General features: G+C 43.1%; 14 protein-coding genes. 12 read left to right on the forward strand and 2 right to left on the reverse strand.

The annotated features are described in order from the left end of the window. Window positions 1-118: 118 nt before the first annotated feature. Together ACGF49_RS17445 and ACGF49_RS17450 are read left to right on the forward strand one after the other, a co-directional pair. Window positions 119-556: a hypothetical protein gene (locus tag ACGF49_RS17445; protein ID WP_112896978.1), complete on the forward strand. Its 438-nt coding sequence runs from the start codon at window positions 119-121 to the stop codon at window positions 554-556. Next, on the forward strand, window positions 556-906 hold the full coding sequence (locus tag ACGF49_RS17450; protein WP_112896979.1) for a hypothetical protein: 351 nt from the start codon (window positions 556-558) through the stop codon (window positions 904-906). The genes ACGF49_RS17445 and ACGF49_RS17450 overlap by 1 nt, the downstream gene beginning before the upstream one ends. Window positions 907-1,175: 269 nt before the next feature. Here ACGF49_RS17450 and ACGF49_RS17455 read toward each other — a convergent pair whose 3' ends face one another. Next, entirely contained in the window at window positions 1,176-1,373 is a 198-nt protein-coding gene (locus ACGF49_RS17455; protein WP_112896980.1) for a hypothetical protein, read from the reverse strand. Between the two features lie 124 nt (window positions 1,374-1,497). On the opposite strand from ACGF49_RS17455, the gene tnpA reads away from it, so the two are divergent. Together tnpA and tnpB are read left to right on the forward strand one after the other, a co-directional pair. Then, complete coding sequence (gene tnpA / locus ACGF49_RS17460) at window positions 1,498-1,800, forward strand: IS66 family insertion sequence element accessory protein TnpA (RefSeq protein WP_271859295.1); 303 nt, start codon at window positions 1,498-1,500, stop codon at window positions 1,798-1,800. Next, window positions 1,794-2,168, forward strand: coding sequence for an IS66 family insertion sequence element accessory protein TnpB (gene tnpB / locus ACGF49_RS17465; protein ID WP_229015770.1), 375 nt, complete (start codon window positions 1,794-1,796; stop codon window positions 2,166-2,168). The genes tnpA and tnpB overlap by 7 nt, the downstream gene beginning before the upstream one ends. A gap of 43 nt (window positions 2,169-2,211) precedes the next feature. Here tnpB and ACGF49_RS17470 read toward each other — a convergent pair whose 3' ends face one another. Then, window positions 2,212-3,090, reverse strand: a complete 879-nt coding sequence (locus tag ACGF49_RS17470) for a LysR family transcriptional regulator (protein WP_113044160.1) — start codon at window positions 3,088-3,090, stop codon at window positions 2,212-2,214. 169 nt (window positions 3,091-3,259) lie between these two features. Between ACGF49_RS17470 and ACGF49_RS17475 the strand changes: the two genes are divergently transcribed. The 8 genes from ACGF49_RS17475 (at window position 3,260) to ACGF49_RS17510 (ending at window position 14,341) form a co-directional block, all read left to right on the forward strand. Then, window positions 3,260-4,471: an MFS transporter gene (locus ACGF49_RS17475; RefSeq protein WP_387492072.1), complete on the forward strand. Its 1,212-nt coding sequence runs from the start codon at window positions 3,260-3,262 to the stop codon at window positions 4,469-4,471. 49 nt (window positions 4,472-4,520) lie between these two features. Next, window positions 4,521-5,264 carry an alpha/beta hydrolase gene (locus ACGF49_RS17480; protein ID WP_113044158.1) on the forward strand — a complete coding sequence of 248 codons (744 nt, stop codon included), beginning with the start codon at window positions 4,521-4,523 and terminating at the stop codon, window positions 5,262-5,264. 1,238 nt (window positions 5,265-6,502) lie between these two features. After that, window positions 6,503-7,711, forward strand: a complete 1,209-nt coding sequence (locus ACGF49_RS17485; RefSeq protein WP_228902572.1) for an aspartate aminotransferase family protein — start codon at window positions 6,503-6,505, stop codon at window positions 7,709-7,711. Between the two features lie 24 nt (window positions 7,712-7,735). Further along, window positions 7,736-8,764, forward strand: coding sequence for an arginine N-succinyltransferase (astA, locus tag ACGF49_RS17490; protein WP_271866517.1), 1,029 nt, complete (start codon window positions 7,736-7,738; stop codon window positions 8,762-8,764). Window positions 8,765-8,766: 2 nt separating this feature from the next. Continuing rightward, on the forward strand, window positions 8,767-10,242 hold the full coding sequence (gene astD / locus ACGF49_RS17495; RefSeq protein WP_113044155.1) for a succinylglutamate-semialdehyde dehydrogenase: 1,476 nt from the start codon (window positions 8,767-8,769) through the stop codon (window positions 10,240-10,242). A gap of 50 nt (window positions 10,243-10,292) precedes the next feature. Next, window positions 10,293-11,636, forward strand: a complete 1,344-nt coding sequence (gene astB / locus ACGF49_RS17500; protein ID WP_113044154.1) for an N-succinylarginine dihydrolase — start codon at window positions 10,293-10,295, stop codon at window positions 11,634-11,636. 12 nt (window positions 11,637-11,648) lie between these two features. Continuing rightward, entirely contained in the window at window positions 11,649-12,626 is a 978-nt protein-coding gene (astE, locus tag ACGF49_RS17505) for a succinylglutamate desuccinylase (RefSeq protein WP_387492078.1), read from the forward strand. 260 nt (window positions 12,627-12,886) lie between these two features. Continuing rightward, a complete protein-coding gene (locus ACGF49_RS17510) occupies window positions 12,887-14,341 on the forward strand; it encodes an amino acid permease (protein WP_113044152.1) in 1,455 nt (484 codons plus the stop codon). Window positions 14,342-15,210 lie beyond the last annotated feature (869 nt).

The following is a 15,210-nucleotide window of genomic DNA, read 5'->3' on the forward strand; positions in this document are numbered from 1 at the left end:
GTTGGCATGTTCTTTAACAGGGCGGGAAAAAGCGGCGGAGAAAAAGGCGGCTAAATCAAGGGGAAAAGTCCGCTAAACTGTATGATGGCGTCGGGATAGTCCCTAAGATCCTCTGGGATTGGCGGGTTGTGATCCTACTGGATACCATAAACGCAAGGCCCTTCGAACAGATGTTTATAATGCTCAACGTCCTACGGCTGGTCGTCATGCAACAAAACATATCAACGCAAAAGATATTAATGAAGCTAAAAATCTGAGTGTAGGTAAAGGAAGCTTAGATAAAAGACCTGAAGCATCTTATTTCCCGGAATATGCAAGTAAGGTAGCTGGCTTTGAGAAACAAGCTGCATATGGAGCTATTCGCAATGGCCATGCTTTTGACCACGGCGGAACTCGATTCATGTTCTATAAAAACCCTACCGGTCATGTTGGGTATAATGAAGGGCAATTAACCAATTGGGTAAGAATCGAAATGACGAATGCCCCTATTCCTACTATTCACAGTTTCCCGGCATCGTTGGAACAAGTCGGAAAATACATTCCCGGAGTTCGTTAATGAAAAAAGATATATGGAAGAATATTCAGCCCTTGAGAATACCTAGTAGGTGGGTAATTGATGTAAATAATTTCTATGACTATGAACCTACTAAAGAAAATATGGATTGGTTCTATGGATCAATTTTGATTAGTGGACATAATTCTCTTGATGGCCTTTGCTTTGATTCACGGTATGAACCAGAAGGAGATCCTAACGGTTTATTTGTATTAGATTTCTTTATTATAAAAACAAATAAAAAGACAGGAAAAACAGAAGAGGAAAAATTCCTAGGTAGTAAGCAAACAAGAGATAAAGCCAAGTTCATTAACATACTTGAAGAATTTATGTTTACTGGAAAATATGAATAGTTAAATTTAAAGCCGGAAAGATCCCCGTGATCTTTCCGCTTTGTTATTTTTATACTTAAAATAAATATCTTACAGGCTTGATCTTAATATATTAAATATATAATTTAAAATCATAAAAATATAAAATAAATAAGAAGATAAACAAAGAAATAATACAGAAAAATATAATATTCATTGTAAATATATACATAAGCTATATTTTAGTTATTTTATTCTGTTTTCTCCCTGAAATCGCAAAAAGCCGGAATCGCTTCCGGCCTGTTTCTTTCTTACCGTGGTGAATACCCGTGACACGCCAGTGCCGACTGGAGCCGCCCTATCGCGGCCTTGATAACCCAGGCTTCCGCATCATCAATCGCACAGGCGCGTATCTCCGCCCAGTTCAGCCGCTTCACCAGTTGGGCTAAGGCCAGCGCTTCAATATGGGTTAACTGAATATCCTGTAAATGTTCAATCGCTATCGTCATCTCATGCTCTCCCCTTAACCCGCAAAACCGGTTATCAGCGGTAAGAGTCCGGTCATCTCACCTTGTTCTTCCCCTCCGGCCCATGCACGCTACGGCTTCCTTCCTTTATTTGGAGACTGATATCATGAGCCGTAGCCGATATACCCCGGAGCAAAAACAACACCATGTGACCCAATGGCGGCACAGTGGCCTGACCCGAAAACAGTATTGTGAACAGCATCAGCTGAATTTTTCCTCTTTCCGCGACTGGATTGCCGACAGTAACAAAATGCGCCAACCTCTCAGCCAGACATTGCCCGCCCTCTTGCCGGTTTCACTCCAGCCTGACGACACGCACACCGTCACCTTGCATACCCCAGACGGCTATGCCATCGCCTGTCCATTGACGCTGCTGCCTGACGTGATGCGGGTACTGGCCCGATGCTGAAACCGCAACAGCTCTTTCTGGTGCGAGAGCCCGTCGACATGCGCCGGGGTATTGATGCCCTGACCCAGCACCTGGAGGGACTGAATTTGCGCTGGCAGGACGAAGCCGCTTTTGTCTTCTGCAACAAGGCCCGCTCCCGTCTCAAGGTCTTGCGCTGGGACCGACACGGCGTCTGGCTGTGTACCCGCCGTCTGCACCGGGCCCATTTTGTCTGGCCGAAGCAGGGCGAGCGCAGCTGGGTAATGACGCCCGCCCAGTTTGACTGGCTCATCCGCGGCATTCACTGGCAACAGATGACCCAACCCGTTCCGCCCGCGGACACTGGCACTGGATATGGAGCCTTACTTTTATTATCAGGGAACCGTTGATACTTTTCCTGTCTCCGCCCAGAAGAGTATTATGTTCATCACTCTAGACGTGATACCTGACGGCTTCCACAAAAGCCATAAAAGCCGGCGAAGCCTGTCGCCGGTTGGGATAATAAAGATGAAATCCCTGAAAATATGGGCACCAGTCCGCTAAGACTTCTTTTAGTGTCCCGTCGGCAATGTAGGGTTTAGTTAAATATTCAGGGACATAAGCCAGCCCTATACCATCCAGTGCGCTATTTAAAATATGAATAGTACTATTTGAGGTAAATTGACCATTGACCCGAATATTCAGCTTTCTGCCATCTTTTTCAAATTCCCACGCGTAAACGCCGCCAGCAACTGAATGACGGACATTAATGCAACGGTGGTTTGTCAGATCATGAGGAGATTGCGGAATTGGATGCTGCTCAAAATAGGCGGGTGTCCCAACTACGGAGAGGCGCCAGTCCGGGCCAAGACGTACTGCTATCATATCCTTACTGATAGCTTCGCCAAGCCGGATTCCGGCATCAAACCGCTCACTGACAATATTCGTGAAACCGTAATCGATACTGACTTCCACGTTAATATCAGGATATCTGGCAAGAAATCTGGCAAGCATGGGCCTCAGGATCATCTGTACCGCATCGTCTGAGCAAGTGATCCGAATCGTACCCGCAGGCTTATCCCGAAGCTCACCTAATCTTTCAATTTCAGCGTTAATCTGCTCAAAAAGAGGACCAATAGAATGTAATAATCTTTCCCCTGCTTCTGTCGGTGCGACATTACGTGTTGTACGGGTTAATAAACGTACCCCGAGTCTTTCTTCCAGAGCTTTAATGGTGTGGCTGAGTGCCGATGGCGTGACGCCCATTCTTGCCGCGGCCTTTGTAAAGCTTTGCTCCCCTGCCACTAACAAAAATGCTTGAAGATCGTCCATCTTGAAACCTCAATTGTTGAATTTTTCTCATAAAAGCATGCTAATTATAACGTCTAATCAAAGAAACATTATGCAATTAAGATCTACATGAGTTTGATTATCGCCATAGCTGTTTGGGATGCATAAAACACGTCATTCCGTTCTGCTATCAGATGAATGCCGGAGAAAAATGAAAACGGTTAATACTGATGTAAGATCATACACGCATTCAACCCAGCCTCCTGCATGGGGAGCGGTCTTTTCCATGGCTCTCTGTGTTGTTGTACTGATTGCGTCAGAATTTATGCCCGTCAGCTTGCTGAGTCCAATCGCACAGGACTTGCAGATGAGCCAAGGGCAGGTAGGTCAGGCTATTTCAGTTTCAGGTTTTTTTGCTGTGCTGACCAGCCTGCTGAATACTCCCCTGACAGGTAAATTCGACCGGAAAAAAGTGCTGCTGAGTTTCACGCTACTTCTGACAATATCCGGGATGATTGTGACACTGGCCGCTAGTAACGTGGAGTTCATGGTCGGACGGGCTTTATTGGGCATCGCCATTGGTGGTTTCTGGTCAATGGCGACGGCGACCGTGATGAGGCTGCTTCCACCTGATTCTGTTGCGAAAGGGCTGGCTCTGATAAACGGCGGCAATGCGCTGGCGGCGACCATTGCAGCTCCGCTGGGTAGCTTTCTGGGACAGTATATTGGCTGGCGAGGTGCCTTTTTTATGGTGATCCCACTTGCCATACTGGCATTTGTCTGGCAATGGCGGGGGATTCCTGCGATGGAAGCCAATAAGAAAAGCGAAGCAGTCAATCCATTCAGGTTGCTGAAAAAAACGCAGGTTGCCTTGGGTATGGCTGGCATTATGTGGTTATTCATGGGTCAGTTCGCTGTTTTTACCTATTTGCGACCGTTTCTGGAAACGATTACTGGCATCAGTGTTACTGAATTATCCCTCATACTCCTTCTGTTGGGTGCTAGTGGTTTGGTTGGAACATACTTCATCGGATTGTTATTAAAAAAACGGTTGTTTGCCTACCTGATTGCTATCCCTCTCGCGATGGCAGTGGTTGCGGTAGTCCTTACCATTTTCGGCAGTTCTGGCATGGCGGTTGCGGCGTTACTGGCAACTTGGGGATTAGTCGCCACGCCAGCACCAGTTGCTTGGGGACTCTGGTTGAGCCGCGTACTGCCGGATGATGCGGAAGCTGGTGGTGGCCTCATGGTCGCGACTATTCAGTTGGCTATTACGCTGGGAGCCAGTTCCGGTGGAGCAATGTTCGATGTCATGGGCTGGAAAAGTCCCTTCGTCTTTGGCGCGGTATTACTGTCGTTATCTGCCATTTTTACCTGGGCTGCACAGCATTCAGCCCATCCTGGCGTTATTGCTCATGGGTAAACATGGGTAATAGCAGAGAAAGCAGAGTTCGGGTTTATACGCCCAGGCAATGGTAGAGCGTGGTTTTGTCACTTTGGCTTGGGATGCATCCTATAACGGCGAGAGTGGCGGCGAACCTCGTTCGATTGCCTCTCCAGAAGCTTTTGTGGAAGACTTCAGTGCCGCTGTTGACTTTATTGGCACCCGCTCATTTGTTGACAGAAATCGCATTGGTGTCATTGGTATCTGCGGGAGCGGAGGGTTTGCACTCAGTGCTGCGGCTGTTGATCCTCGTATGAAGGCCATAGTGACTATCAGTATGTATGATATAGGCCGGGATCGCCGTCAGGGATTGTGGGACACAATGACCAAAGAGGATAGGGTCAAAGCACTTGAAGACATTGTTCAGCAGCGTTACGTCGAATTTGAAGGTGGACAGAAACGCTATGTTATAGGGACTCCAGAAGAAATTACCGCCGAGTCACCGGCTGTCGCTCGCGAGTTCTATGATTACTACCGGACGCCGAGGGGGTACCATCCTCGCTCAACAACAGCAATGTCTCTGACCAGTAACCCGGCATTAATGAATTTCTTTCCGTTCTCTCAAATAGAGGCAATCTCGCCCCGTCCGATTCTGTTCATTGCGGGTGAAAAAGCTAATTCCCGTTATTTCAGCGAGGATGCTTACAAATTGGCCGCTGAGCCTAAGGAGCTTTACATTGTTTCCGGCGCATTGCATGTGGACTTATATGATCGGACGAAATTCATTCCATTTGACAAGATTACATCATTTTTCACTGATAATTTAAAATAAGATAATAACAAACTAAAGGTGCATTTAGCGCCTTTAGTTCAAGCCGTTTGCTATCCCTTTCCCTATAAATGATGCGGAATAAGTTCATATTATCCTTGACTGTCCGTGACATATCCTAATCGATTCAGGTAATTCAGTATTTTTAATCAGTGATCAAATTAGTTTTAACTTGTACTGATCTTTTTTCTATTTACGTTAACGATATTATTTTAATTCCTTCTATTAAAATAATTCCTAATAAATTGTTTTTCAACTTAATCTTATATTTTGTATAATTTGTCGCATTGAATGATTTTTTAAATATTGAATAGGTCGCATTTTGGATTAATATCATGTCTATTATTTAAAATAGGCAGCTAATTTTCATGACATTTGCCAAAATAAAATTTTTTATAATTAAATATACAAGCGTTTAGTTTATATTTAAAAATACTTAATGTTGGTAGATTCACATAATAAATAAAAATAATGATTTCAATTTTAATAATGAAGCTCAGCGTTTGCCAATGAAAATTGCAGAAAATCAAATGAGATTATACCCTATGGATTTCAAGATGCATCGCGACGGCAAGGGAGTGAATCCCCGGGAGCATAGATAACTATGTGACCGGGATGAGCGAGTGCAGCCAACAAAGATGCAGCTTGAAAGATGACGGGTATAGTCAATTTTCTTAACTGGATAGTTAATTTTATATTAAGTTATCATCAAATTGTTCACTTCTTTTGTTGTTTTGGTTATCGGTTTACTCTGGTTTTTGAAAGTTAAATTCGGTCAAATTTTATTTTATATTTGAATAGATAAATTTCATGCGTTATTAATGAATAATTATTTATTTATTCGTTTCATCTATATGTAGTAGATTTAATTTATTCACTGTTTATTCCCTATTTATTCATTAAATGTGCATAGACAATGCATAAAAATACTTTTTGGAATTTTGAACGAGATCAAAAAGTATTTTTTTTGTGTACAACTTGTGTTGACTTTGTTAAGTGTGGGCAACAGTATCTGTCTAATGGCTGAGCAACTCTGTTTTAGGAAATAGTCATGGGATTAATAAGAATAATATTAAATAGATCCTGTAATCTTATTATCTTTAAGGCTTTTTAGGTTTCAGTTTGGTAAACCTTTTACTCGGCATACATTAAATAAGGTGTGTAAGTGTGAGATGAAAAATGATGCTGGGCATATTACTTTCTCTCGTCCGCGTACTCTCTATTTTAAGGGGAAATGATCTATGTTAGAAAATATTCAGAGAAGTTGGTTTGATCACTATATGGTGCCCTGTTTCTCTCCTGCTAAGTTCATACCTGTTCGGGCCAAAGGTTCGAAAGTATGGGATCAAGATGGTAAAGAATATATCGATTTTGCCGGTGGAATTGCCGTTAATTCATTAGGGCATGCACATCCTGAATTAAAGGATGCGTTAATTTCTCAGATTGATAAAATATGGCATATAGGTAATGGTTACACCAATGAACCTGTCCTGAAATTAGCAAAAAGACTCGTGGAAAATACTTTTGCTGATAAAGCGTTTTTCTGTAATTCAGGAGCGGAGGCTAACGAAGCAGCATTAAAGTTAGCCAGAAAATATGCCGCTGATAAATATGGAAAAAATAAGAATGAGATTATTTCATTTAAAGATTCTTTTCATGGTAGAACATTATTTACCGTTACAGTAGGAGGGCAGCCAAAATATTCACAAGATTATGCCCCTCTTCCGCAAGAAATTACGCATCTTCCTTATAATAATTTATCTGCGATCAGAGAACATATTTCTGAAAATACCTGTGCGGTTATTGTCGAACCTATTATCGGTGAGGGCGGTGTTATTCCCGCAGATCCTGCATTCTTGCAGGAATTACGTACCTTATGTGATCGTTTTCAAGCGCTGCTTATTTTTGATGAAATTCAAACTGGGGTGGGCCGTACAGGATACCTTTATGCTTATCAGGAATATGGTGTCGAGCCTGATATTCTTACCAGTGCTAAAGGTCTCGGTGGCGGTTTTCCTATCGGCGCTATGTTAACAAAACAACATATTGCAGCGGTTTTTCAACCTGGAACGCACGGTACCACGTTTGGCGGTAATCCTTTGGCGGCGGCAGTTGCCAATAAGGTGCTTTCTATTGTTAATCAAGCGGAACTGCTCACCGGCGTTTTACAACGTCATGATTACTTCATGGATAAATTATCGAAACTGAACCAGCGTTACCAAATATTCAGTTGCTTGCGAGGTAAAGGGCTGCTTTTAGGTGCTGAATTGGATAAGGCTTGGCAGGGTAAGGCGAAGCAATTAACTAACTTGGCAGCAGAGGAGGGATTAATTGCTTTGATCGCGGGTCCAGATGTGTTGCGCTTTGCGCCAGCCTTAAATATCGAATTTGCTGATATTGATGAAGGTCTGGTTCGTCTTGAAAGCGCCATCATGCAGTTTGTAGGTTAATAGTAAATCGAAGGTGACGTTATGATGCTTTTCCGAGCTGTCCGGCATAGTGACTTAAATGGGGTTCAGTCTTTATCTCAACGCGCGGGTATAGGTTTGACATCTTTTCCTAATAACCTGGAGCAATTATGTTCACGTATTACACGTAGCGTTGATACTTTTGAGGGAAAACTGACCAGGGCTCAGCAGGGATTCCTTTTTGTGCTGGAAGATACCAGCGTGAATCGGGTGGCGGGTGTCAGTGCCATCGAAGTGGCGGTTGGGCTAGAGGAACCGTTTTATAACTTTCGGGTACAAAAAACCATTCGTTCATCACGTGAATTGGGGATTTATAAATCTATTGAAACGTTGACTTTGGAACAAGATCAGACCGGTAACAGTGAATTGTGTACTTTGTTCCTTGATCCGGAATATCAGAAGGGAAGAAATGGGGCATTTCTCTCCAAAGCACGTTTTCTTTTTATCGCCGCATTTAGGGATATTTTTTCTAAAATTATATTCGCTGAAATGCGAGGGGTTGCAGATGAGCAAGGAAATTCCCCTTTCTGGAATTCACTGGGACAACATTTTTTTGGCATTCCTTTTTCCCAGGCAGATTACTTAACTGGTATTGGGTCGAAAACCTTTATTGCCGAACTCATGCCCCTTCATCCTATTTATATCTCCTTATTATCTGCTGAGGCGCAGAAGGTGATTGGGCAGGTCCATGAGAAAACAGTACCCGCGCGGGCAATTCTTGAAAAAGAAGGTCTTATCTATCAAGGCCATATCGATATTTTTGATGGCGGCGCTTTATTACAGGCTGAGATTGACCGGATACGTGCGGTAAAAGAGAGTCGTCTCATTTCTGTCAGTAAAGTCGAATCAGTGACCAGAGATGATGGTGTTCCTTGCATCGTTGCCAATCAGCAGTTTAGTGAATTTCGAGCGCTTTTATTGAATGTGGCGTGTGACAGTAATGAACTTTTTTTAACAGCCGCAGAGATGGATGCACTTCAAGTAAGCGATGGGGATCAGGTGCGACGGGTTAGTCTCTTTCCAAAGGAAAATTAAGCATGAATTATAAAGCACATTACATTGGGGGAAGATGGATTGAGGGGCAGGGTGAGTCGATAACTAAATTTTCCCCAATAGATCAACAGATTCTGTGGCAAGCTAACAGCGCTGATGCTTCGCAAGTCAGAGCCGCTTGTCATGCTGCTCGTGAGGCGTTTTATGCTTGGTCACATTTGCCCGCCAGTGAGCGGATTAAGGTTGTTCAGACGTTTGCGGCTTTGCTGAATGAGGAGAAAGAAACGCTTGCTCGTGTTATCAGTCAGGAAACCAGTAAACCGTTATGGGAAACTCGGACTGAAATACAATCCATGATAGGTAAAGCGGCTATTTCTATCGAAGCGTGGGAACAGCGTACCGGTGAGTCAGAAACGATTATGCCAGACGGCCGTGCCTTACTGCGTCACCGTCCTCACGGCGTGATGGCGGTTTTTGGTCCATATAACTTTCCCGGACATTTGCCTAATGGTCATATTATTCCCGCGCTTATTGCGGGTAATACGCTGGTGTTTAAACCGAGTGAATTGACACCGATGACCGCAGAAGAGACGGTGAAACTATGGGAAAAATCCGGTTTGCCCGCAGGTGTGCTCAATCTGGTTCAGGGAGCACGCAATACCGGGACAGCATTGCTGGAGGATAAGCAGATTGATGGCGTGCTGTTTACGGGAAGTGCCAATACTGGCTTTCACTTTCACCGAGTGCTTGGCGGTCAGCCAGAGAAGATGTTGGCACTTGAAATGGGGGGAAACAATGCATTGATCGTCGATAGTTGCGACGATATTGATGCCGCTGTTTACACCATTGTGCAGTCAGCGTTTATCTCCGCTGGTCAACGTTGCACCTGTGCCCGCAGATTATTGGTCAAAAATGGTGCGCACGGAGATGCGGTGATTAAGCGTCTGGTGGAGGTGACAGAGCGGATCGTACCATCCCATTGGGATGCCCAACCTCAACCGTTCATTGGTGGAGTCATTTCTTTACAGGCTGTGCAGAATCTATTGGAAGCTCAAGATCGGCTACAAAAATTGGGTGGTATCTCTTTGGTTTCGCTGGAGCAATGCCAGCCGCAATCAACGTTGTTGACCCCAGGGATTATTGATGTTAGCCAAGTCGCTGATGTTCCTGATGAGGAGTATTTCGGGCCGCTGCTCATGCTTATGCGTTATGACACATTTGATGAGGCGCTAGCAATCGCCAATAACACCCGATTCGGATTGGCTACCGGTTTAATTTCGCCGGATGCTGCTCTGTTCCAACGTCTGTCGGAAGATGCCAGAGCGGGCATTGTGAACTGGAATAAGCCGTTGACTGGGGCTTCCAGTAAAGCGCCTTTCGGTGGCATTGGTGCGTCAGGAAATTACCGACCTAGTGCTTATTATGCTGCTGATTACTGTGCCTGGCCGATGGCATCTCTGGTTACCGACGAACTCACTTTACCTGAAACACTTGCGCCGGGGCTTCATTTCCCTGATTAACCGTTTAACGGGAGAGGTTTTCAACTTATATAATTTTTCCAGGGGGATTTATGGCTGGTTTTGAAGCAAATTTTGATGGGTTGGTCGGCCTGACCCATCACTATGCGGGGCTTTCTATGGGTAATAAGGCTTCGATTAATAATAAAGACAGCGTATCTAACCCGCGTAAAGCCGCGCTGCAAGGGTTGATGAAAATGAAAGCGCTGGCTGATGAGGGGTTTATTCAAGGAGTGTTTCCTCCTCAACAACGCCCTAATATTCCAGCCTTGCGTAATTTAGGCTTTGTGGGCAATGATGAGCAGATACTGCATAAAGCAGCCAAATATTCTCCGGTGTTATTATCAAAACTGAGTTCTGCTTCATCAATGTGGACTGCAAATGCGGCAACCGTGTCACCTTCGGCGGATAGCGCTGATCAGCGAGTTCATTTCACGGTAGCTAATTTAAACAATAAATTGCACCGTTCGTTGGAAATAGAAACGACGGCCGCTGCGTTAAAAGCCACTTTTGCTGATCAAAACTATTTTGTCCATCATCAGGCTCTTCCACAACATGAAGATTTTGGTGATGAAGGGGCGGCAAACCATAATCGCCTTGGCGGTGATTATGATACGCCCGGCGTACAGGTGTTTGTCTATGGCCGTAGCGCATTTCGTGGCGGCCCAATGCCCAAATGTTATCCTGCGCGGCAAACATTGGAAGCCAGTGAAGCGATTGCGCGGTTGCATCAGCTTAATCCGGCACAAACCGTTTTTGTACAGCAAAACCCGGTCGCCATTGACAGTGGGGTTTTCCATAACGATGTGATTGCGGTCAGCAACCGAAATGTCCTTTTTCACCATCAATATGCTTATCTTAATCAGTCTCAGGTTCTGACTGAAATTAAAGAGAAAATGGCGGTGTTGGGACAGAATTTTGTCACGATTGAAGTACCTGCTGAGCAGATCAGCATCAAAGACGCGGTTGATTCTTATCTCTTTAATAGTCAGTTACTGAGTAAAACCGATGGGAAAATGGTGATTGTTGTTCCTGAAGAGTGCCGCCAACATTCCGCTGTCTGGGATTATTTGCAGTCGCTGAGTGCACAGACCTCTGCACCAATTAATGAAGTTCGTGTTTTTGATTTGCGGGAAAGTATGCGTAATGGCGGTGGCCCGGCCTGTTTGCGTCTGAGGGTGGTACTTAACGATGCTGAATTTCGCGCTGTTAATCCCGCAACATTGATGAATACGCAGCTTCACCAGCGCCTGACCAAATGGATAGCGCACCATTATCGTGATGAATTATGTGCTAGTGATCTGGCCGATCCCCAATTACTTCGCGAAGTTTATACCGCGCTGGATGAGCTTACGCAGATCCTGAATTTAGGATCGATCTATGAATTTCAGCGCTAAATTGGAGCAGATATGGATCTGTTAACGTTATTGCTTGAAAAAAAACTTGCCGACCACCTGATATTTCCAGAAACAATAAATGCGCATTGGCTGGCAGAAGGGGTACTGCAATTGATTCCCGATGAAGGGGGAAATCGGTCTTTGGTGATTTCTGCCGGTATTCACGGTAATGAAACCGCGCCTATTGAAATATTGATTCAGTTACTTGCACAGTTGGCGGATGGCACGTTAACACTAAAAAATAACGTGTTGATCATCTTTGGTAATTTGCCTGCGATGCGTGTGAATCGACGTTATTTACATCATGATTTGAATCGCATGTTTGGTGGCCGTTACCTGAATTTTCCGCTAGGAAATGAGCGATCACGTGCGGCTGAACTTGAAGACGTTGTGAGTCGCTTTTTTGCTGAACCTTTGGTGTCGTCGATAAATATTCGCTGGCATATTGATCTGCATACCGCTATACGCGCTTCTCACCATGAGCAATTTGCCTTGTTACCTGCTCAGAATCGCCCCTTTTCTGCTGAATTTATGCAATGGTTGCATGACAGCGATATTGATGCGCTGGTTTATCATCGTGAGAAAGCCGGGACTTTCAGCCATTTTCTGAGTGAAAAGTTTGGGGCGGATAGTTGTACAATGGAGATGGGTAAAGCAATGCCTTTTGGGGAAAATGATTTAACCAAATTTCAAAAAATTACGGATGCGCTTTATGGTTTAATTTCTTTATCGCCAATAACAGCACGTATTAAATCTGAGCTGAAACATTACCAGGTAATTAATTCCATTATTAAGAGTCACGACAGTTTTCAACTTCATATCCCCGCAGATACCTTGAACTTTACTGAATTGCCAGAAGGGTTTGAAATCGCCAGCCAACAAGATCGCCATTGGAAAATTAAATTTCCGGCGAAATTTATTTTATTTCCTAATGCTGAGGTTGCTAATGGATTAAGGGCGGGACTGTTACTTGCTTTAAATAAAAAATAATTAAATAAATAAGGCATTATTCCATTTTCTTCCTGAAGCCGTGGTAGAAAGATTTAGCAGTTTAATGCTTATCCTAATAGGCGTAATTGTTGCAGGCCGTTCTTATAAATAAACAGTGAACACGGACAGCGCGGAAAAACCGGAGCGTACACGTAGTACGTGAGGATTTTGAGCACTGCCTTGGTTCGCTCTTTATGGCAAATAAGGGCAAATAAAATAGCCTTATTGGGGTAGGCAGTTAATGACGGACGGGTATTATCATGAAAAAAAATAATAAAACTCAACAAAACCTTTCGGCAGAGAAATTTGCTGATACACAAACGCTTCATAGAGGGCTGAGTGCACGTCATATTCAATTGATTTCCATTGGTGGTGCTATTGGCACAGGTTTATTTATGGGGTCAGGAAAAACCATTGCTGTATCGGGTACATCGATCATTATTACCTATGCGATTGTTGGTTTTTTTGTCTATATGGTGATGCGGGCAATGGGAGAATTGCTGCTGACTAAACTGAATTATCGCTCTTTTGCTGATTTTGTATCGGATTATTTAGGTACCAAAGCCAGTTTTTTTCTCGGCTGGACTTATTGGATGAGTTGGATTGTCTCTTGTATTGCTGATGTTGTTGTGTGTGGCGGCTACATTCAATATTGGTTTCCCGGTGTTTCTCTTTGGGTGCCCGCATTTATAACGCTAGGTTTACTGGGTACTTGTAATCTTCTTTCTGTCCGCTTATTTGGCGAAACTGAATTCTGGTTCGCCATGATTAAGGTAATTGCGATTTTAGCGCTGATTATTATTGGCGTTGGTATGGTGATGGTAGGCTGGCAATCACCGGATGGTATGATCGCCTCTGTGAATAATTTGACTGATCCATCGGTATTTTTGCCAAATGGTATTTTTGGTTTTTTTGCTGGTTTTCAAATAGCGATTTTTTCTTTTACCGGTGTTGAGTTAGTTGGCACGATGACGGCAGAAACAAAAGATCCGGAAAAGATATTGCCGAAAGCAATTAATTATATCCCGATGAGAATTATGATTTTCTATATTTTCTCCATGTTGAGTATCATTGCCGTCACTTCTTGGGGACGGATCTCCGCTGAAACCAGCCCTTTTGTGACATTATTTGCCTTGGCGGGTCTGCCTGCCGCTGCCGCAGTGGTTAATTTTGTTGCATTAACCTCGGCAATGTCTTCTGCTAATAGTGGATTATATGCTTGTACACGTATGCTTTATGGCTTATCAACGGAAAAAAACGCCCACCGGAAATTTAAAATTCTTTCCCGCAATACGGCGATTCCTGTACATAGTTTGATATTTTCTTGTTTCTGTATGGTGGTTGGTACGTCACTTTTATTTATCGTACCGAATGTCATGCAGTTATTTACTATGGTATCAACCGTTGCTTCGATTATGGTGATTTATAGCTGGTGTGTGATTTTGATTGCCTATTTGGTTTATCGTAAGAATTACCCTGATGTGCATAAACGTTCAATCTTTAAGATGCCTTTGGGGGTGTTAATGACTTGGCTGACTCTGACTTTTTTCATTTTTACTATAGTGGTAATGGTTTTTGACCCGGATACCCTGGTCGCACTTTGTGGCACGCCTTTATGGTTTATTTTGTTAAGTATTTTATGGCGCGTAAAGAAGAAAAATGAGGCACAGGAAGAACAACGTTATCAGATATCAAAAGAGAGTTTTCGTTCATAGACAGGAATGAAGAAATAACGAATTGAAACAGATAGGAAAATGGCTTTAATGGCGATTTCATATTAGCCGAAACGGCTCATTTGATTGCATGATATTCAACGGATACCAAACAATTAACTCAGGTGATAATCAAATCGTTTGGCGGGCCGGGACTTGCCTTTGCAGATATTTTAGTCAAAGTTGCGTTATTTCTTTTGACCTACTTACGATTGAGAATTTGTTAAACCTCATGACCTCGGTGCTTTTATTAAATTTTTAAATTAAATTTATTGATGATTTATTTTGTTTTTCGTCAAATTTTTTAATTTATTTTGAATCGTTCACCGATAATGTTCGATAGACAGGCTGGACGTCTGTCATAAAAAAACATCACGCTAAATAATGTCAATAATTAGCGTAGGGCAGCAGCATGACGTGGCTTGAATATGAGCACAATGATATGTTTGCAAAATGTAATTATGTAAATGGAATAGACTGTTATTATTGGTTTTTTGTGAGTTTGGCTAAAATAGAATTGATGGGAATCATGATATCGGCAGCGTTGATATTTGGCTGTTAAATGACCGTTTTAGTCAATGCCTTTGGTCTCTCTACAGCAAGGATATACAACATTAATCTTGGCTATTAGTGTATATTAAATAGTACAGGGTATAGATTAAACATTAACATTACTAATTGTTTGATAATAGATTATATGTAAATATATAATCTATTATCAATTGTCTACTGATAATTGATAACTGTTGTGGAGGCGGATGTTCATAGTGAGTGAAATTTAACGATCCACCAGGAAAATCGAAATGGGTCATACAGTTTCCAGAGCTATAACACAGCCTTTAAATTGCTAATAAAATCAATAATATTAATAT

This window comes from Photorhabdus sp. RM96S (assembly GCF_042879335.1).
GTDB classification, from domain to species: Bacteria; Pseudomonadota; Gammaproteobacteria; order Enterobacterales; family Enterobacteriaceae; genus Photorhabdus; species Photorhabdus kayaii.

Bases quoted from the DNA above. Each gene is read 5' to 3' on its own strand.
- ACGF49_RS17450 (WP_112896979.1), top strand. From the start codon at position 556: ATGAAAAAAGATATATGGAAGAATATTCAGCCCTTGAGAATACCTAGT.
- ACGF49_RS17455 (WP_112896980.1), bottom strand. From the start codon at position 1,373: ATGACGATAGCGATTGAACATTTACAGGATATTCAGTTAACCCATATT.
- tnpA (WP_271859295.1), top strand. From the start codon at position 1,498: ATGAGCCGTAGCCGATATACCCCGGAGCAAAAACAACACCATGTGACC.
- tnpB (WP_229015770.1), top strand. From the start codon at position 1,794: ATGCTGAAACCGCAACAGCTCTTTCTGGTGCGAGAGCCCGTCGACATG.
- ACGF49_RS17470 (WP_113044160.1), bottom strand. From the start codon at position 3,090: ATGGACGATCTTCAAGCATTTTTGTTAGTGGCAGGGGAGCAAAGCTTT.
- ACGF49_RS17475 (WP_387492072.1), top strand. From the start codon at position 3,260: ATGAAAACGGTTAATACTGATGTAAGATCATACACGCATTCAACCCAG.
- ACGF49_RS17480 (WP_113044158.1), top strand. From the start codon at position 4,521: ATGGTAGAGCGTGGTTTTGTCACTTTGGCTTGGGATGCATCCTATAAC.
- ACGF49_RS17485 (WP_228902572.1), top strand. From the start codon at position 6,503: ATGTTAGAAAATATTCAGAGAAGTTGGTTTGATCACTATATGGTGCCC.
- astA (WP_271866517.1), top strand. From the start codon at position 7,736: ATGCTTTTCCGAGCTGTCCGGCATAGTGACTTAAATGGGGTTCAGTCT.
- astD (WP_113044155.1), top strand. From the start codon at position 8,767: ATGAATTATAAAGCACATTACATTGGGGGAAGATGGATTGAGGGGCAG.
- astB (WP_113044154.1), top strand. From the start codon at position 10,293: ATGGCTGGTTTTGAAGCAAATTTTGATGGGTTGGTCGGCCTGACCCAT.
- astE (WP_387492078.1), top strand. From the start codon at position 11,649: ATGGATCTGTTAACGTTATTGCTTGAAAAAAAACTTGCCGACCACCTG.
- ACGF49_RS17510 (WP_113044152.1), top strand. From the start codon at position 12,887: ATGAAAAAAAATAATAAAACTCAACAAAACCTTTCGGCAGAGAAATTT.